The organism is Aquimarina ulvae (genome assembly GCF_053613295.3).
In genome coordinates this window covers 25,646-42,841 of the sequence record NZ_JBSIBP030000012.1, presented here as the reverse complement: position 1 = coordinate 42,841, position 17,196 = coordinate 25,646, and the positions used below count along the sequence as shown (strand labels likewise).

At 34.4% G+C, this 17,196-nt stretch carries 13 protein-coding genes; 8 read left to right on the top strand and 5 right to left on the bottom strand.

What is annotated here, in order from left to right:
- Positions 1-47: 47 nt before the first annotated feature.
- Both ACWGOQ_RS20040 and ACWGOQ_RS20035 read right to left on the bottom strand, forming a co-directional pair.
- The gene (locus ACWGOQ_RS20040; protein WP_452059512.1) at positions 48-1,391 is read right to left on the bottom strand and encodes a sensor histidine kinase; all 1,344 of its coding nucleotides are present in this window, start codon (positions 1,389-1,391) and stop codon (positions 48-50) included.
- Positions 1,381-2,727: a sigma-54-dependent transcriptional regulator gene (locus ACWGOQ_RS20035; protein WP_452059511.1), complete on the bottom strand. Its 1,347-nt coding sequence runs from the start codon at positions 2,725-2,727 to the stop codon at positions 1,381-1,383. The genes ACWGOQ_RS20040 and ACWGOQ_RS20035 overlap by 11 nt, the downstream gene beginning before the upstream one ends.
- Positions 2,728-2,952: 225 nt before the next feature.
- Here ACWGOQ_RS20035 and ACWGOQ_RS20030 point away from each other — a divergent pair, with 225 nt between their 5' ends.
- From ACWGOQ_RS20030 to ACWGOQ_RS19995, 8 genes are all read left to right on the top strand, one after another.
- A complete protein-coding gene (locus tag ACWGOQ_RS20030) occupies positions 2,953-4,203 on the top strand; it encodes an efflux RND transporter periplasmic adaptor subunit (RefSeq protein ID WP_452059510.1) in 1,251 nt (416 codons plus the stop codon).
- 25 nt (positions 4,204-4,228) lie between these two features.
- Positions 4,229-4,906 carry an ABC transporter ATP-binding protein gene (locus ACWGOQ_RS20025; protein ID WP_452059509.1) on the top strand — a complete coding sequence of 226 codons (678 nt, stop codon included), beginning with the start codon at positions 4,229-4,231 and terminating at the stop codon, positions 4,904-4,906.
- 42 nt (positions 4,907-4,948) lie between these two features.
- The gene (locus tag ACWGOQ_RS20020) at positions 4,949-7,348 is read left to right on the top strand and encodes an ABC transporter permease (RefSeq protein ID WP_452059508.1); all 2,400 of its coding nucleotides are present in this window, start codon (positions 4,949-4,951) and stop codon (positions 7,346-7,348) included.
- A gap of 52 nt (positions 7,349-7,400) precedes the next feature.
- Positions 7,401-9,827: an ABC transporter permease gene (locus tag ACWGOQ_RS20015; protein ID WP_452059507.1), complete on the top strand. Its 2,427-nt coding sequence runs from the start codon at positions 7,401-7,403 to the stop codon at positions 9,825-9,827.
- A gap of 273 nt (positions 9,828-10,100) precedes the next feature.
- Complete coding sequence (locus ACWGOQ_RS20010; RefSeq protein WP_452059506.1) at positions 10,101-12,455, top strand: ABC transporter permease; 2,355 nt, start codon at positions 10,101-10,103, stop codon at positions 12,453-12,455.
- 27 nt (positions 12,456-12,482) lie between these two features.
- Positions 12,483-13,226 (top strand): GIN domain-containing protein, encoded by a 744-nt coding sequence (locus tag ACWGOQ_RS20005; protein ID WP_452059505.1) that lies wholly within the window; start codon positions 12,483-12,485, stop codon positions 13,224-13,226.
- Positions 13,227-13,279: 53 nt separating this feature from the next.
- Entirely contained in the window at positions 13,280-13,948 is a 669-nt protein-coding gene (locus ACWGOQ_RS20000) for an ABC transporter ATP-binding protein (protein ID WP_452059504.1), read from the top strand.
- An 11-nt stretch (positions 13,949-13,959) separates the two neighbouring features.
- Complete coding sequence (locus ACWGOQ_RS19995; protein WP_452059503.1) at positions 13,960-15,381, top strand: TolC family protein; 1,422 nt, start codon at positions 13,960-13,962, stop codon at positions 15,379-15,381.
- A gap of 36 nt (positions 15,382-15,417) precedes the next feature.
- Here ACWGOQ_RS19995 and ACWGOQ_RS19990 read toward each other — a convergent pair whose 3' ends face one another.
- From ACWGOQ_RS19990 to ACWGOQ_RS19980, 3 genes are all read right to left on the bottom strand, one after another.
- Positions 15,418-15,975 (bottom strand): DUF4303 domain-containing protein, encoded by a 558-nt coding sequence (locus tag ACWGOQ_RS19990; RefSeq protein WP_452059502.1) that lies wholly within the window; start codon positions 15,973-15,975, stop codon positions 15,418-15,420.
- 94 nt (positions 15,976-16,069) lie between these two features.
- Entirely contained in the window at positions 16,070-16,648 is a 579-nt protein-coding gene (locus ACWGOQ_RS19985; protein ID WP_452059501.1) for a hypothetical protein, read from the bottom strand.
- 9 nt (positions 16,649-16,657) lie between these two features.
- On the bottom strand, positions 16,658-17,137 hold the full coding sequence (locus ACWGOQ_RS19980; protein WP_452059500.1) for a hypothetical protein: 480 nt from the start codon (positions 17,135-17,137) through the stop codon (positions 16,658-16,660).
- Positions 17,138-17,196: the final 59 nt, after the last annotated feature.

The window sequence follows — 17,196 nt, the reverse complement described above, 5'->3', positions numbered from 1 at the left end:
GTCTGGTGTAAAAAACATGAGTATAGAATATTCAGGGTGTCTAATTCCTAAAAGACCAATGTAAATACAGTACCTTCTTGGACCCTACTATTGACAAGAATTTTACCTTTATGAAGTAACATGATCTGTTTACAAAGACTTAGACCAATACCACTTCCTGTAGTTTTGCTGGTAAAAAACGGAATAAAAATACTTTCCATGATATCCTGAGGAATCCCAGTACCGTTATCGAACACCTTGATGACAATGCTTCTGTTAGGTTTTTGTTCAGCGATTACCCGTATCTCTGGATTCGGCTTGTCTTTGCAGGCATCAATAGCGTTCAATATAAGATTGATTAATACTTGTTCAATCAAATAACTATCGATATTTAGTTCTAATTTTGGAGGAATTATTTTAAAATCAATAGCTATATTTTTAACATCCAAAGATGGTTGCATCAATAATTGTATCGTTTCAAAAAGTCCCTCTATTTTTGTTTTCTCCAGGTTTAAATGGGTTACCTTGCTTAGACTGCGATACGTTTTAGCAAATTTTAACAGTCCTTCACTCCTACTTTTTATAGTTTTTATACCAGCGTTTAGGTCTTCTAATTCTAGTGGATATTCTTTAGGGCTATTCAAAGTAAGTTCTAAGTGCGACTGCAATGTGTCTGCTAACGATGAAATAGGAGCAATAGAATTCATGATCTCATGGGTCATGACACTCAGTAGTTTTTTCCAGGCTTCAGATTCATTTTTGTTTAAGGTATCATCTATATTTTGTAAAACGATCAGTTTAAAAGGGTCATTTTTAACCTGAAATATTGTATCAGAAATCAACACTTTAATTTTTTCATTTTGAACCGCTATAGAAATAGAGTTTGGCTCTTTATGATAGGTTTCGAAAACTGCATCGTACAAATCAGGGTTTCGTTTTTCTACAAATCGAATATTCTTGAATGCAGGGAAATCTAAGGTTTCTCTAATAGAGTCATTGGACCATAATACATCCCCGGTTTCCAAATTATAGGCAATAATACCAATATCGACCATCTCCAGAATTTTCTGTAGATAGACATATTGTGCCTCGTTTTTAGTATTTATTTCTTTGATTGTACGATTTACTTCATTAAAACCTTCATAAAGAAACCTAATATCTTTAGGTCCTCTATCTTCTGGAAACCATCTTGAAAAATCACGGTACTTTACTGCTTCAAAAAAATCATCCATTACCATAAATCGCCGCTTCACAAAAACGTATGTAGTATACCCCACATATAAAATTAGAAAAGCGATACATGTACCTATTGTTGTATATTCTTTATCAATTGTATATACCAATCCCAAAATTAGGGATACCAAAAGTAGCATCCTCAAAAATAGTCTTGCGATATAACCATTATAGTTCATATTTATCTAACCTTCGGTATAATGCTGCTCTGGTGATTCCAAGTTCTTTTGCAGATTTTGAAACATTTCCTTTATTCTTTTCTAAGACAGTAAGAATTGCATTTTTCTCTATGCTATCCAAATTCATCGTAGTTGCTGAAGTTTTATTCGTGTGCCTTTCTATGGAGGAAAAAACCAAGTCTTCTGGCTTCAGCGAATCTCCATCACACATAATTACTGCGCGTTCTAATACATATTGTAGTTCCCTAACATTCCCCGGGAAATCGTGCTTTTTCAGTTTAGAAATAAACCCGGTATCTAAGGTAAACGGTGTTTTGTTATATTTATCTGCATAGATGTTTATGAAATGCTTTGCCAGCAATGTGATATCGGTTCCTCGATCCCTTAATGGCGGCATTACAATATCTACTGTATTAATACGATAAATTAAGTCCTTTCTGAACTTTTGCTCATCTGCTAAGATTTTAGGTTCGATATTCGTTGCACAAATCAACCTGATATCAATAGGTATAGCTTCGTTAGAACCTAAAGGTGTTACTAACCTGTTTTGCAAAACCGTTAACAATCGTACTTGTTGCCCTAACGTAATATTGCCTATCTCATCCAGAAATAAGGTTCCACCATTAGCGGCTTCAAATCTTCCTATCCGATCTTCTTTGGCGTCGGTAAATGCTCCTTTCTTATAGCCAAATAATTCACTTTCGAATAGTGATGAAGTTAATGCTCCTACATCAACTTTTATAAAAGGTTTATTGCCTCTTAAAGAATTATCATGCAACGCTTTCGCTATTAAATCTTTACCCGTACCATTTTCTCCCAGAATTAAGACATTTGCATCAGTCGGTGCTACTTTTTTAAGCTTTACAAAAACGTCTTTTATGACATCACTTTCACCAATGATTGTATTATTGCTTGAAGATGGAATATCCTTATTAGCGGCAGTGGCTTTTTTCGACTTTAATAACGCTGCGATCGTATCGATTATTTTCTCATTTTTCCACGGTTTCACCAGAAAATCTGAAGCTCCTTCTTTTAATGCCCGAATTGCCAAATCGATATCTGCATATGCCGTAATCAAAATAACATCGGTTTCAGGTTTTTGTTTCTTAATTTTATTGAGCCAAAAAATACCTTCATTACCAGTATTTACCAAGCCATTAAAATTCATGTCCAGAATAATAATATCGAAGTTCTTCGTGCCTATTTGAGAATCAATAGTATTGGGATTCTTTTCTATAACAACCTCTTTTACCAAGGGTTTTAACAAAAGACGTAATGCAGTTAATACATCTACATCATCGTCTATAACCAATATCGTAGCTTCTTTTAATACCATCGATACAATATTACAATATTATATTTACAGGTTTAAATTTTGGATTTACCAATTTAAAAATTAATTCTAAAATTTAAAGCCATACCCGTGTACCATTTCCGAACACAAAGTGTATCGAAACCGAACACTTTTATTTTCACAAAAAACCATTATCAACTAAAAATCAATCAGTTGCACTTTTGGCATTATCTTCACTATGTATACGGTGTAACCAAAAAACCAAATATGGACGTTCCAATTCAAAAAAAGAAATTTTCAAAATCAAGAATCGCAATGCTGTTGGGTGGTTTAGCCATATTGGCATTGATACTTTTTGTATTTATACAATCGACTGGAGGTTCTAAATTGAATGTAGAAAAAGAGCGTATTGCTATTCATACCATTAAAAAAGATGTCTTTCAGGAAAACATTCCAGTAAACGGAATTGTGCTTCCGATCACTACCATTTATTTAGATGCTTTAGAAGGTGGAAGAGTTGAAGAGAAATTTGTAGAAGATGGTGCAATCATGAAAAAAGGTGAGCCAATCCTTAGGTTATCTAATACCGATTTAGAATTAAGCCTTATCAATCAGGAAACCTCTGTATACAATTTACTTACACAGATGCAGATCTCACAAAATGCCGCACGCCAAAACACGATTAACAGACGTAACCAATTTACAGATGTCGAAAATAATCTTATAGAAGCGAAACGCATATACGAACTAAACAAAAAGCTGTACGAAAAAGGGGCTGTCGGCCGCCAGGAATACGAATCTTCACAAAATGACTATATCTATCAAAAAGAACGTATGAAATTGGCAAAACAAGTCTTAAGTCAGGATTCTTCTGCTACAAAACAAGAGCTTAGCCAAGCACAAAGCTCTTATGCTAGAACACAAAGTGCCTTAGCGCTTATGCGTAAAAAAGTTGGTGACCTGGTAGTGCGTGCTCCTGTAGATGGCCAATTAACCTCATTAGATGCAGAAATAGGACAATCCAAAAATAAAGGAGAGCGTCTGGGGCAAATTGATGTCCTTAGTGGTTTTAAAGTTCGTGTAGACATTGATGAGCATTATATTTCCAGAATATATACCGGACAAAAAGGAACCTTTGATTTTAATAATACAACGTATACACTCGTCATCAAAAAGGTGTTTACACAAGTTTCTAACGGACGTTTTCAGGTAGATATGCAATTTGAGGGTGATATTCCAGAAGGTATACGAAGAGGGCAAAATCTACAGATTAGGGTAGCATTAAGTGCCGAAAAGCAAGCATTGTTAGTGCCCAAAGGAGGTTTCTTTCAGAAAACTGGGGGTAACTGGATCTTTAAAGTAAGTGAAAACGGAGACGCTGCATATAAAGTAAATATACGCTTAGGGAGTCAAAACACTACATACTATGAAGTGATAGACGGCCTAAATCCTGGTGATCAAGTAGTAACATCCAGTTATGACAGCTTTGGTGATACAGAAGAATTAATTTTAAAATGAAAAATCAACTAAAAAATCGAGCATAATGATACAAATAACAGACTTAGAAAAATTTTACCGAACTGAAGAAGTCCAAACTATCGCTTTAAACAAACTATCGTTTCGTGTTAATGAAGGTGAATTTGTGGCAATTATGGGGCCCTCTGGTTGCGGTAAATCTACTTTATTGAACATCTTAGGGTTATTAGACGATCCTGATGGTGGAAGCTTCAAGTTTAACGGTGAAGAAGTTGCAGGCTATAATGAACGTAAACGATCTGATTTACGTAAACATAACGTAGGGTTTGTTTTTCAAAGTTTTAACCTAATCGATGAGCTTACCGTTTTTGAAAATGTAGAGCTCCCCCTAATCTATACGGGGGTGAAACCAGCCGAAAGAAAAAAGCGTGTAGAGGAAGTATTGGAAAAAATGCAAATTATGCATCGACGCAATCATTTTCCTCAACAACTATCAGGAGGGCAACAACAACGAGTTGCAGTAGCCAGAGCTGTAGTCAATAATCCTAAACTAATTCTTGCTGATGAACCTACAGGGAATCTTGATAGTACCAATGGTAATGAGGTAATGGATTTATTAATTGAGTTGAATGAAGCGGGAACCACTATTATTATGGTGACACATAGTGAACATGATGCTAAATATAGTCATCGCATCATCCGAATGTTAGACGGACAAAAAGTTACGGAAAACGTATTAGTATAAGGTTATTCATCAATCAAAAATCGAATCAGCAAACCAATAATTATGTTTAGGAATTACATTAAAATAGCATTTAGAAATCTACTTAAGAATCGAATATATTCTTTTATCAATATATCGGGGCTTGCCATCGGTATGGCCGTGACCATTATGATTGGATTATGGATCATCGATGAATTAAGTTATAATAATTATTTCGAAAATAAAGCAACCATTGCGCAGGTTTTCCAGAGTCAAACATTTAACGGTAAGATTGGCACAGGACCTGCGATACCAAGACCACTTGAGTTTGAATTACGCGAAAACTACAGTGATAATTTTAAGCATATTATAATGGCTTCCTGGACGCAACCCAGATATTTAAAATATGGCGAAAAAAGTATTTATAGAGAAGGTAATTTTATGCAAGAACCTGCTCCAGATATATTAAGCCTGAACGTTCTTCAAGGAGAAAAATATGGATTGAAAGAAAAGAATTCGATTATGCTTTCGAAATCTACAGCCACCACACTCTTTGCTTCAGAAAACCCTATTGGTAAGATTATTAAAGTTAATAATACAGATGACTTATTAGTTACCGCCGTATACGAGGATATACCAGTAAACAATTCTTTTAATGACACCCATTACATTATCCCGTGGAAGCACTATATCACAACTCAAGAATGGTTAACGAGAGCTGCGGAGTCTTGGGGAAATAATTCATTTCAGCTTTTCGTACAGATTCAGGATAACACCACTATGGATATGGTTACTTCTAAAATAAAAGATGCTAAGAAAAAAGTGGCTCAAAGAGAGGCAGAATTTAACCCGCAGTTATTTCTTTTACCGATGAAAGACTGGCATTTGCGGTCTAATTTTGAAAATGGTGTTCAGACCGGAGGTCGTATAGAAAATGTATGGCTATTTGGTGTTATCGGATTATTTGTTTTGTTGTTAGCGTGTATTAATTTTGTGAATCTCAGTACGGCTCGCTCAGAAAAGCGCGCCACAGAAGTTGGTATTAGAAAATCTATTGGTTCTAAAAGAGGACAGCTCATTTTTCAGTTCTTAAGTGAATCATTCTTAGTTGTCGTTTTCTCTTTTGTTTTAGCGCTGGCAATTGTACTGTTATTTTTAAATGGGTTTAATAATTTAGCTAGTAAGGAAATTGTGTTTCCTTGGTTAAGTCTTCATTTTTGGGGTTTTTCTTTGCTATTTATATTACTTACCGCATTTCTGGCAGGAAGCTATCCAGCATTATATTTATCATCTTTTAATCCTGTTTCTGTATTAAAAGGAACGTTTAAAGCAGGGCGTTTTGCTGCACTACCTAGAAAAATATTGGTAGTCACACAGTTTACAGTATCTATTGCTCTTATTATCGGAACGTTGGTCGTAATGAACCAAATACAGTTCAGTAAGGATAGACCTGTAGGATACAACAAGGAAGGATTAATACAAATTCCTGTGATGAGTGATGAATTTATCGGAAAAGCTGATCTACTACGTAATCAATTCATAGCATCGGGTGCCGCATTAGAAATGGCAACAACTAGTAGTCCAACGACCAATGTTTGGTCTAACCGAGGTGGGTACACATGGGAAGGAAAACCAGAAGATTTTCAGGAAGATTTAGCTTATACATCGGTATCATATGAGTTTACGAAAGCTTTAGACATTGAGTTAATCGCTGGTAGAGGCTTTTCTAGAGAATTTGCGACAGATTCTAATGCTGTTATCCTCAATGAAACTGCGGTAAAATATATGGGGTTAAAAGATCCCATTGGAAAATACATTAGAGATTCGGACACAGAAGATCCCGATGAACCACTCCAAATTATTGGGGTGATAAAAGATATGATTGTACAATCTCCTTATAGTCCGGTAAAACAAGCGATGTATGTATTTGATGCTGATCAAAATGCCAGTTTTTATAACCTACGTCTTAATCCTAATAAAAGTGTTCGAAGTAGTTTAGAATTAGTCGAAGAAACTTTTAAAAAGAATTTCCCTAATCTTCCGTTTGATTATCAATTTGTCGATCAGGAATATGCTAAAAAATTTAGAGCAGAAGAGCGTATTGCCAGTTTAGCAAGAGTATTTACCATATTAGCCATCTTTATAAGTCTTTTAGGATTGTTCGGATTAGCTTCTTTTGTAGCAGAACAACGCACTAAAGAAATTGGTGTTCGAAAAATTCTTGGAGCTTCTCTCGGCAATTTATGGATGTTGCTTTCTAAAGACTTTATTGCACTGGTGATGATCGCACTCTTCATAGCAGCCCCAGTTGCTTATTATATCATGAGTCAATGGTTGCAAAAATTCTCTTACCGAACGGATATATCCTGGAGCATTTTTCTAATTGCAGGTTCTGGAGCCCTAATTATCACCATCATAACAATAAGCATACAAGCTATCAAATCGGTAACCGCAAATCCTGTGGATTCATTACGAACAGAATAAGTCAATCAAATCAAATGCTCCGCTTCTCAAACGGGTCAAAAAACGAACAGTTATGATCAGGAATTATCTCAAAATAGCTTGGAGAAGTCTCCAAAAAAACAAACTACAAACCACAATAAATCTCTTAGGGTTAACTGCTGGCACTGTGTGTTGTCTAAGTATATTATTATATGTATTTGCCCAATTAGGATATGATGACCATCACGAAAACGCTGACACTTTATATCGAGTTAGAACGATAATCGATGATCCAAGTTCGGTTCAGTTTAATGCAGCATCTAGTGGTCCACCTATAGGTTTTGCTATGAAAGAAGATTTCCCTGAAGTCGTTGAAGCAACTAGACTGGTATATATGGGAGAAGGAACAGAAGAACTCATACGTCCTAGTGATCGTAATGAGGGTTTTTATGAACCTAGAGGATACCTTGCAGATCCCACCATATTTGACATTTTCACCTTTACATTTCTCGAAGGAAACCCTAATACAGCATTAATCGAACCTAACACTGTTGTGCTATCTTCTACATTAGCAAAAAAACTATTTGGGGATGTACCTGCTTTAAATAAAACTATAATTTCTGGTAGTGGAGAACAACAATTATCACTTACTGTTACTGGTGTTTTTGATAATAATAATTTAGAAAAATCACACCTGAATCCTAATTATTTGGTTACGATGAATACTCCAGGGTTAGGCCAGTTTGTTAGGACTGTACAAAATTTTGCTACTCAAAATTTCATCTACACTTACATAAAACTAAACTCAGCTAATAACGCTTCTTTGGTGCAAGAAAAACTTCCTGCATTTCTAGATGCTCGAGGAGCAAAAGATTTTGCCGAGTTAAATTTTAAAAAAGAGCTTGTTCTTCAAAAAGTAAGCGACATCCATTTATATTCTAAAGGTATATCGAGGCAAATAGGTCCAATATCAGATATTAGCTATTTATATCTATTAATTACACTAGCACTGTTTATTCAATTAGTAGCCTGCATTAATTTTATCAATTTGAGTACTGCTAGAGCTAACAAACGAGCAAAAGAAATTGGAGTACGTAAAACTATCGGCGCAGATAAAAAATCATTAATTGGTCAATTTCTTAGTGAATCTGTTTTGCTATCCCTATTGGCAACAATCGTTAGTATACCTTTAACCGCATTTTTACTACCTCTTGTAAATCAATTAACACAAGGCAGTATGAGTTATACAGCAATTTTTGATTGGCGCATATTACTTATCATGCTAGCGACAGGTGTCTTCACAGGGTTGATTGCTGGTATATATCCCGCTTTGATATTATCATCCATCAAACCAATAAGAGTTTTAAAAGGAACGGTTGCTACTCATTCTGGAGGTACATTATTGCGTAAAGGGTTAGTTGTATTTCAATTTGTTATATCCATTGGATTGATCGCCACTGTGTACATTATCACAGAACAAGTTCGATTTGCTCAAAATAAGGATATGGGGTATGAAAGTGATAATTTAATAGCTGTGCGTTTAGGAACACAAGAAGCCTTCACTCAATATGAAACATTAAAAACAAGTATGAGTCAGATTTCTGGTGTGAAGTCAGTTTCTGGTTGTAACATTTTTCCATCTCAGATGTTACGAGGCGATGTTGGTGCATATTTACCTGGTGGCGACCCAACCAAACCGAAACTAGTTAAAGTAAACGGTATTCAATCAGATTATTTAAGAACCACAAAAACTAAACTTATAAAAGGTCGCGCAATAAAAAAACAGGATACTAGTCAAGTTCTTGTGAATAAAGCAACCATTGACGCTTTTAACATCAGGTTAGAAGATGCTATTGGTCAAAAAATCCATTTCTCTACTGGAGGAGATGTTACCACGGTAGAGATCATCGGGGTAACTGAAAACTTTCATTATGCATCTTTAAAAGAAGCGATTGAGCCTTTGCTTATGTATGTAGATAATAGTTTGGATTGGTTATTAGTCAAAACCGAGACTGCCGATTTTGAAAACATTCTCAGTCAATTACAACTTGCTTGGAAAAAGGTGAATAAAACGACACCTTTTGTATACAATTTTGTAGATAAAGAAACCGAAAAATTAATAGCAGAAGAAAAACGGTTAGCCAACATTTCTGTGGCCTTCACCACACTGGCAATCCTTATCAGTTGTCTTGGATTGTTTGGACTCATTTCATTTATGGCAGAACAAAAAAAGAAGGAAATTGGTATTCGTAAAGTGCTTGGTGCAAGCGTAAGTACCGTCATGAAAATATTAACAAAGGATTTCTTTATTTTAATAATAATTGCACTTTTAATAGCTACTCCATTAGCATATTATGTAATGGAAAATTGGTTACAAGACTTTACATATAGAATTTCAATAAGCTGGTGGATTTTTCTAATCGCTGGTGCTATCGCAATGAGTATTACTTTTTTAACCGTTAGTATACAAGCCATCAAAGCTGCTACGGCCAACCCGGTAAATTCATTACGAACTGAATAGATCAATTATCTAGTAAAAAACGTATACTGAGATGTTTTGATATTCATTAAAAGATGCCTAAATCAAAGGTTCAATACCATTAGAGTCATTAATTTTAAGAAGAATAATTAAAATTTTAAAGTGTTCGATAACGAACAAGAAGTGTATCAAAACCGAACACCTTTATTATTAAGACAAAATTTAATTGATTGATTATAAAGGATTTAAGTGTTCGGCATGATCTTCTCTATATAATTTACACAAACAATCAAAACCATCAAAAAACGAACAGTTATGGTTAAAAGTTATATAAAAATAGCCTTCAGAAGTTTACTAAAAAACAAGGGGTACAGTTTTTTAAATATTTTTGGTTTAGCCATTGGTATTACTTGCGCAAGTCTTATCTTTTTATGGGTAGAGGATGAACTAAGTTTCAACGACTCTTTTGCTAGGCAAGATCAAATCTATTACCTACCCACTAATCAAAATTATGAAGGCGAATGGCGTACTTTTTATTCGACACCTGGTCCTTTGGCCAAAGCGATAAAAGACGAAGTTCCCGGTGTAATACAGGCTACACGTTCTAGCTATGAAGAACGTCTCTTTACAGTTGGTGAAAACGCAATTAATAGAAGTGGTAGATATGTAGACGAGGATTTTCTGCATATTTTTAGTCTAAAATTTATCGAAGGTAACCTTGAAGAAGCATTTAAGAATCCTGAGGCTATTGTTCTTACAGAAGAGACTGCAGCTCAACTTTTTGGAGAAAACACAAAAGTATTTGGTAAAACGGTAAAAGTAAATAATAAGGATACGTATCTAATTACTGGAGTTATTGAAAATCTACCTAAGAATGTTTCCTTTCCTTTTGATTGGGTTGCGCCGTTCGAAAGATATCGGGACGGTGCAGTATGGATGACAGCGTATGGAAGTAATTTTTCAGATACGTTTGTAGAATTATCACCAGAAGCCAATGTTGCCGAAGTAGATAAAAAAATTAAAGAAATTATACCTGCAAATAATTCGGGAAGTGACACCTATGCTTTTTTGCATACTATAAAAGATTGGCACCTAAGATCAAAATTTGAAGGTGGAGAAAAAGTTGGTGGTAGAATTGCCTACGTACGTCTTTTTTCTATCATTGCGTTGATCATATTACTGATTGCTTGTATCAATTTTATGAATCTCTCTACAGCAAGAAGTGAAAAGCGAGCAAATGAGGTTGGCGTAAGAAAAGCAATCGGATCCAGTCGCCCTCGATTAATGATTCAGTTTGTTGTTGAGGCGCTTATGATGGCGTTTTTTGCATCCGTAGTTAGTATATTATTATTGTTTTTAATCTTGCCACAATTCAATCTTTTGATAGAAAAGGATTTGGTGTTAGGCTTATCCAATCCTATTCATTTGGGGATTTTATTCTCAATCACCCTGCTTTGTGGCGTATTTGCCGGATTGTATCCAGCATTCTATTTATCCTCTTTTAAACCTGTAGATGTACTAAAAGGCATCAAAACGGCTAATAGTTCTGCATCTTTTATTAGAAAAGGATTGGTCATAGGTCAATTTACCATTTCGATTGTTTTTATTATCAGTACTATTTTAGTTTATCAACAGATTCAGCACGTAAAAAATCGGGATTTGGGATATAATAAGGACCAGCTTATTAGAATGCCTGCTAATGGAAATGTAATTGATAAATTTTCTGTCATCCAACAAGATTTGATTAAAACTGGTCTTGTAGACAATGCTGCCTTATGCAATTCACAAATTTTATCTTCTGGAAATAATGGATCTGGATTTTCCTGGAGCGGCGGTACGGATACCGAAGGGGTGTTGATTTCATTTAGAAATATCACAGAAAGCTTTTTTAACACCACTGGTATGGAAATTATAGCCGGTAGGGGGTTTAGCAAAAATGTGGATTCAGATAGTACAAATGTTTTGATTTCGAAATCATTAGCCAACTTAATGGGGAGCAAAAATCCTATAGGCAATATCATTAGTCGGGATGAAGATTCTTATGAAATTATAGGGGTTGTAAAAGATTATCTTTACGGAGATTTGTATGACATCAGTGATCCTGTATTATTTATTAATAATCCAAACTATGCAAGATATATGTATGTAAAAACCAAGGAAGGTGTTCCTGTAAACGAGGCGCTATCTGGAGTTGAAACCGTGCTTAAAAAACATAATCCTGCTTTTCCTTTTGAGTATACCTTTGTAGATGAAGCTTTTGAAGCTAAATTTAAAAGTGAACAATTAGTAGGTAAGTTATCGCAGATATTTGCGTTGTTAGCAATTCTTATTTCTTGTCTGGGACTTTTTGGACTAGCTGCTTATACCGCAGAACAACGTAGTAAAGAGATTGGTGTAAGAAAAGTATTGGGAGCTAGTGTGACTGGTATTGTAAAATTGTTATCCAAAGACTTCTTAAAATTAGTGAGCATTGCCATTTTACTAGCTATCCCATTAGCGTGGTTGGTCATGAATAATTGGTTACAGGACTTTGCATACCGAATCGAAATTAGCTGGTTGGTATTTGTGGCAGCTGGATTGGCTGCTATTATTATAGCCTTAGCAACTGTTAGTTTTCAGGCGATTAAGGCTGCCATTGCAAACCCAGTACATAGTCTAAAAACCGAATAAAAATATTCACAATAAAAAACATTCATTATGAAATATCTATCACACGTATTAGTATTGATCGCAATAACTATTGCACAAGTTTTAGCAGGGCAAACTATAAAAACCGTTAATGCTTTCGAAAAAGTGATCATCAGCCCACATATAGCAGCAACTTTTGTAGAAAGTAATGAAGAATCTGTAATCATTGAAGAAACTACAGAACCAGAAGAAAAAATAAATATAGAAGTCAAAGGCAATGTACTTCGTGTTTATTTAGACGACGCGAAGGAAACGACTAAAAACAAAACAGTAATCGTCAATGGCGTTAAAAGAAAGGTTCCTATTTACAAGGGGAAAGTACTTACGGTTACGATAAAATATAAACAGCTTAAAGAACTTTCTATACGGGGTGAACAAACTGCATTAAGTAAAAGCAAACTAGTAACTGAGGCGTTTAAATTAAAAATTTATGGAGAGTCACAGGTCATATTCAATGAAGTAAATTTTAAATACTTAGATGCTGATATATATGGTGAAAGTACATTACTGGTAAAAAAAGGAAGTATTGAAAATCAAAAAATCACAGCCTATGGAGAAAGTCGTACCGATCTTCTGGATGTTCATAACAAAAATACAAAATTGAAAGCGTTTGGAGAGGCTGAATTTAAGATCCAATCTTCTGAGCGTATAAAACTTACTGCCTTTGGTGAAGCTAAACTTTTTTATAAAGGAACTGCTTCTATAGATAAAGGAATAAACATTGGAGCGGTAGAGATTACCGAAGTTCATTAATTTTAAAACATCAATCATCACCTATTCATTTTTAGGCATATCAAAAAACAAGTATGATTTTACAACTTATCAATGCTTCCAGAGTGATTCATTCTGGTGGCAAGAAAATAGCATTGCTCGATAACATCAACTTACAAGTAAATGAAGGTGAATTCATTTCATTAATGGGACCTTCTGGATCAGGTAAATCAACCTTACTGAACTGTATCGGTATGTTGGATAACTTTACCGATGGTAGCTACACGTTCTTAGAAGAAACTGTGCATACCATGAAGGAGAAACAACGAGCCAAACTCTATAAAGAATATATAGGATTTGTGTTTCAGGCATATCACCTCATCGATGAACTCACCGTTTATGAAAATATAGAAACTCCCCTACTCTATAAAAACGTAAAATCTTCTGAACGAAAAGCACTGGTAGCAGATATGTTGGATCATTTTAATATTGTAGGTAAAAAAGACTTGTTCCCTTCTCAGTTGAGTGGCGGACAACAACAATTAGTGGGGATCGCGAGAGCATTAATTACAAAACCAAAATTGATTTTGGCAGATGAACCTACCGGCAATCTTAATTCTAAACAAAGCACTGAGATAATGGAGTTGTTTTCAGAATTAAATAAAGAAGGCGTTACCATAATACAAGCCACCCATTCAGAAAGCAATGCCGCTTACGGTTCTCGAATTATTAATCTGTTGGACGGACGTATCGTCTCTGCGTAATATAAGTTACCATGTCACCAAAATCGATTATCTATATCAGTATTTTTCTTTTCCATTATATTGGCTTTTCACAAGGAAAAGATATAAAAAAGCTCTCGCTTGAGCAATGTATAACGATCGCTTTAGAAAACAATCTAGACCTAAAATCTACAGTTTTAAATACGAGTACTGCGACAATCAATTATAAGCAATCAAAAATGAATTTGCTACCAACCTTAAACGGGAATTACAGCATCGGAGTGAATAATGGAAGAAGTATTGATCCCTTTACCAATGATTTTATCAACCAGGAACTGACTTTTTCTAATGCAAGATTGAATCTGGATGCCACGATTTTTAACGGTTTTCGATTGCTAAATACAGTACGACAACAACAACTCAACAAACGAGCTTCTGAGATGGAAATAGAAGAAGCTAAACAAAATTTAGTATTAAATGTAACCTTAGCCTATCTCCAGGTTTTAAACAGAAAAGATGTATTAGCATTAGCAAAAACCAGATTAGTAGCTACTAATAAACAATTGAAACAACAACAAGATCTATATGACGAAGAAATAGGAAATCCCGCGAATTACGCAGATATCAAAGGACAAAAAAGTATTGATGAAACCAGTATCATAGTTGCAGAAAGTGATCTAAACAATGCTACAATAAGCCTTGCAAGATTAATGAATGTTACCAAAGATATTTCTATTGATAAAACCTCTGTTTTACTGGATTTTGAAAAGTATACACTATCAGCAGAGGATGTTTTTAATGAGGCTATGCAAAATCTGGCCACATTTAAGGCGAAAGAATTAAGAGTAAAAGCTGCAAAAAGAGGTGTTAAAGTTGCAAAAGCGCAGTACGTTCCTGAAATTTCATTTTTCGGACAGGTGAACACCAATTATTCTAGTGTGGCCGAAACATTTACCGAGATTGGATCTGATGTTATCGAAACAGGAGATTTTGTCACAGTCAACAATGAAGAAATTTCTGTTTTTACTAACGACACGCAGTTTAGAGGAGAAAATATTGAATATTTAGATCAGTTTGATAATAACTTAAATACAGTGGTCGGGATTGCTGTAGACATCCCTCTTTTCAATGGTTTTAGAGCAAAAAACAATGTAGCGTTAGAAAAGATTAAAGCTGAAGAATCTTTGATCGAATTAGAACGCACATCACTACAAGTCAAAAATGCAATTGCTCAGGTTCATTTTGATATGCAGGCTGCCTTTACTCGTTATGAAAGCTTACAAAAGCAAGTAACCGCTTTTGAAGAATCCTATCGCGTAAACGAAATCCGTTTTAACAATGGAGTATCTAATTTTATAGCATATATCACAAGTAAAAACAATCTAGATGCGGCAAAAACCAATCTGACCAATTCAAAATATGAATATTTGCTTCGCGTAAAGGTTCTGGAGTTTTATAGAGGGAAACCTCTTTGAATACCACTAGGTAATGTCTAGCAGTGATGTAATCTCTTATGCTTCCCAAGTCTTCATCCACTCTAAATATTCATCTTTATATTCATTGTCATTCAGTTCTACTATCATGTTCTCGAGTTCGTTGTTATCAAACTCAAATTCGGAAACAGAGAATATTAAAAAAATATCGTTCCCAATGATGTTCTTAAAAAAGGCTTCTCTTTTTAGCTTTTTAAGAACACTAATGCAGATTGCAAAAAGACGATTTCGAAAATCTATAAATACTTTTTCATCTTCATACGCATTGTCAAAATCATTTTTATCAAGTTCGGTTCGTAATCTTTTGCATATTTCATTAAACTCATCATTCGCTCCAGCCATCTCATACTTCCATTCAGCTGGTTCGAATTTGTAATATGTCAATTCTTCTTTTTCCTCTTCGCCTAAATTTTCTAAAAAATCAATGGTGTTTGTAGAAGGACAAACAGTCATGGCACCTTCATCACTATAAAGCGAAAAACAATAAATTTCTTCATCTTGATGCTGATTAAACATTTCGACAAATGCCTTTTTAGTTGCATTTTCAATTTGTTGTTCCAATTCTTTGAAATCCATTTTTATACAGGTTGGTTTTTTTAAGTGGACATATGAGCGTTTTCATAAATGATAGGTGGTTCTTTTACAGACATTTGATATTTAATTTTTTCTGCTACTCATTTTTTTTGATCCATTCTCTAAGACTGTTCTCAATGTTAATTTTTTCTTTTTTACTTTCAATAGAATTAATTTCTCCTTTCTTCTTTTGCGCTCTCAGCGCTGGAAGTAACGATTTTATTTCATCAAATTCCGTTATTGACTTTAGGCGAAATTCTTCATAATTAAATTTATTAACCTTATCCATTGCTCTTTGGATTTTTTTATCTTTTAATAATAGATCTACCTCTTTTTTTATCTGCTCCGGAATTTTCTCCTTTGCCCAATTGTCGATGTTTTTGATAAAGTTATCTGATATTTCATTGAATTCTCCATACCTATGTATATGTTTTAAGATGAGGTGTTTATATAGTTTTACCATTTCTTCAAATCCTAAGCTTGATTTGATCTGTTTTAATTTTCCTCGGATTTGTTGAGCTTTTGTAAATCCAACTCCAATTCCAATCAGATATTCTCCTTTAATTTCGTTGTAATTTAGATTTTTACTATGTTCCCATAAGCTCATTTTAGTAGCTATTCCGATTTCTAAACCGTAGATTTCACCTTGAATCAACGGGATATATTCTCCACTCATTTGGTTACTTTATTTTTTTAATTCCCTAATTAGTTTTCTGGCTTTACTGGCAACTATTTTCCAATTCCACAAATCTGGAGATTTTAATTCTGGATGTGTACTTTCCCATTTTTGAGTTCTTTTTTCTGTATTCGCAGCAATTCTACATTCAATTTGTTCTTCTGTCAAGTCCAATTGAATATAAATTATCCCCCAACCTTCAATCGTATATCTAAACGTTTTTCCATCACAATACTCTGGATCTAAAACTGTTTTTTGAATTTGCCAATATCCCGCTGCTTCTTCATAATACAATCCAAAAGCAATGTACTTTTTCTTTTTATTAATTGATTCTTGAAAGTAATCCAGATAATTACTGTAATTTTTAATTTCAATAATTTCTTCATCCATATCAGAATAAGATTCAAAAATTCTAACTTCTCCAATTTTAAAAGCTAGTTTGATTATATCATCAACTTTCTGTCTTTGAATTGATACTGTCTTTTCCAATTTTGTATTTTTAATTGAATATACTGCTATAAGTATGTTCGTGTTGTTGTTTTGATAGT

Bases quoted from the DNA above. Each gene is read 5' to 3' on its own strand.
- ACWGOQ_RS20040 (WP_452059512.1), bottom strand. From the start codon at position 1,391: ATGAACTATAATGGTTATATCGCAAGACTATTTTTGAGGATGCTACTT.
- ACWGOQ_RS20035 (WP_452059511.1), bottom strand. From the start codon at position 2,727: ATGGTATTAAAAGAAGCTACGATATTGGTTATAGACGATGATGTAGAT.
- ACWGOQ_RS20030 (WP_452059510.1), top strand. From the start codon at position 2,953: ATGGACGTTCCAATTCAAAAAAAGAAATTTTCAAAATCAAGAATCGCA.
- ACWGOQ_RS20025 (WP_452059509.1), top strand. From the start codon at position 4,229: ATGATACAAATAACAGACTTAGAAAAATTTTACCGAACTGAAGAAGTC.
- ACWGOQ_RS20020 (WP_452059508.1), top strand. From the start codon at position 4,949: ATGTTTAGGAATTACATTAAAATAGCATTTAGAAATCTACTTAAGAAT.
- ACWGOQ_RS20015 (WP_452059507.1), top strand. From the start codon at position 7,401: ATGATCAGGAATTATCTCAAAATAGCTTGGAGAAGTCTCCAAAAAAAC.
- ACWGOQ_RS20010 (WP_452059506.1), top strand. From the start codon at position 10,101: ATGGTTAAAAGTTATATAAAAATAGCCTTCAGAAGTTTACTAAAAAAC.
- ACWGOQ_RS20005 (WP_452059505.1), top strand. From the start codon at position 12,483: ATGAAATATCTATCACACGTATTAGTATTGATCGCAATAACTATTGCA.
- ACWGOQ_RS20000 (WP_452059504.1), top strand. From the start codon at position 13,280: ATGATTTTACAACTTATCAATGCTTCCAGAGTGATTCATTCTGGTGGC.
- ACWGOQ_RS19995 (WP_452059503.1), top strand. From the start codon at position 13,960: ATGTCACCAAAATCGATTATCTATATCAGTATTTTTCTTTTCCATTAT.
- ACWGOQ_RS19990 (WP_452059502.1), bottom strand. From the start codon at position 15,975: ATGGATTTCAAAGAATTGGAACAACAAATTGAAAATGCAACTAAAAAG.
- ACWGOQ_RS19985 (WP_452059501.1), bottom strand. From the start codon at position 16,648: ATGAGTGGAGAATATATCCCGTTGATTCAAGGTGAAATCTACGGTTTA.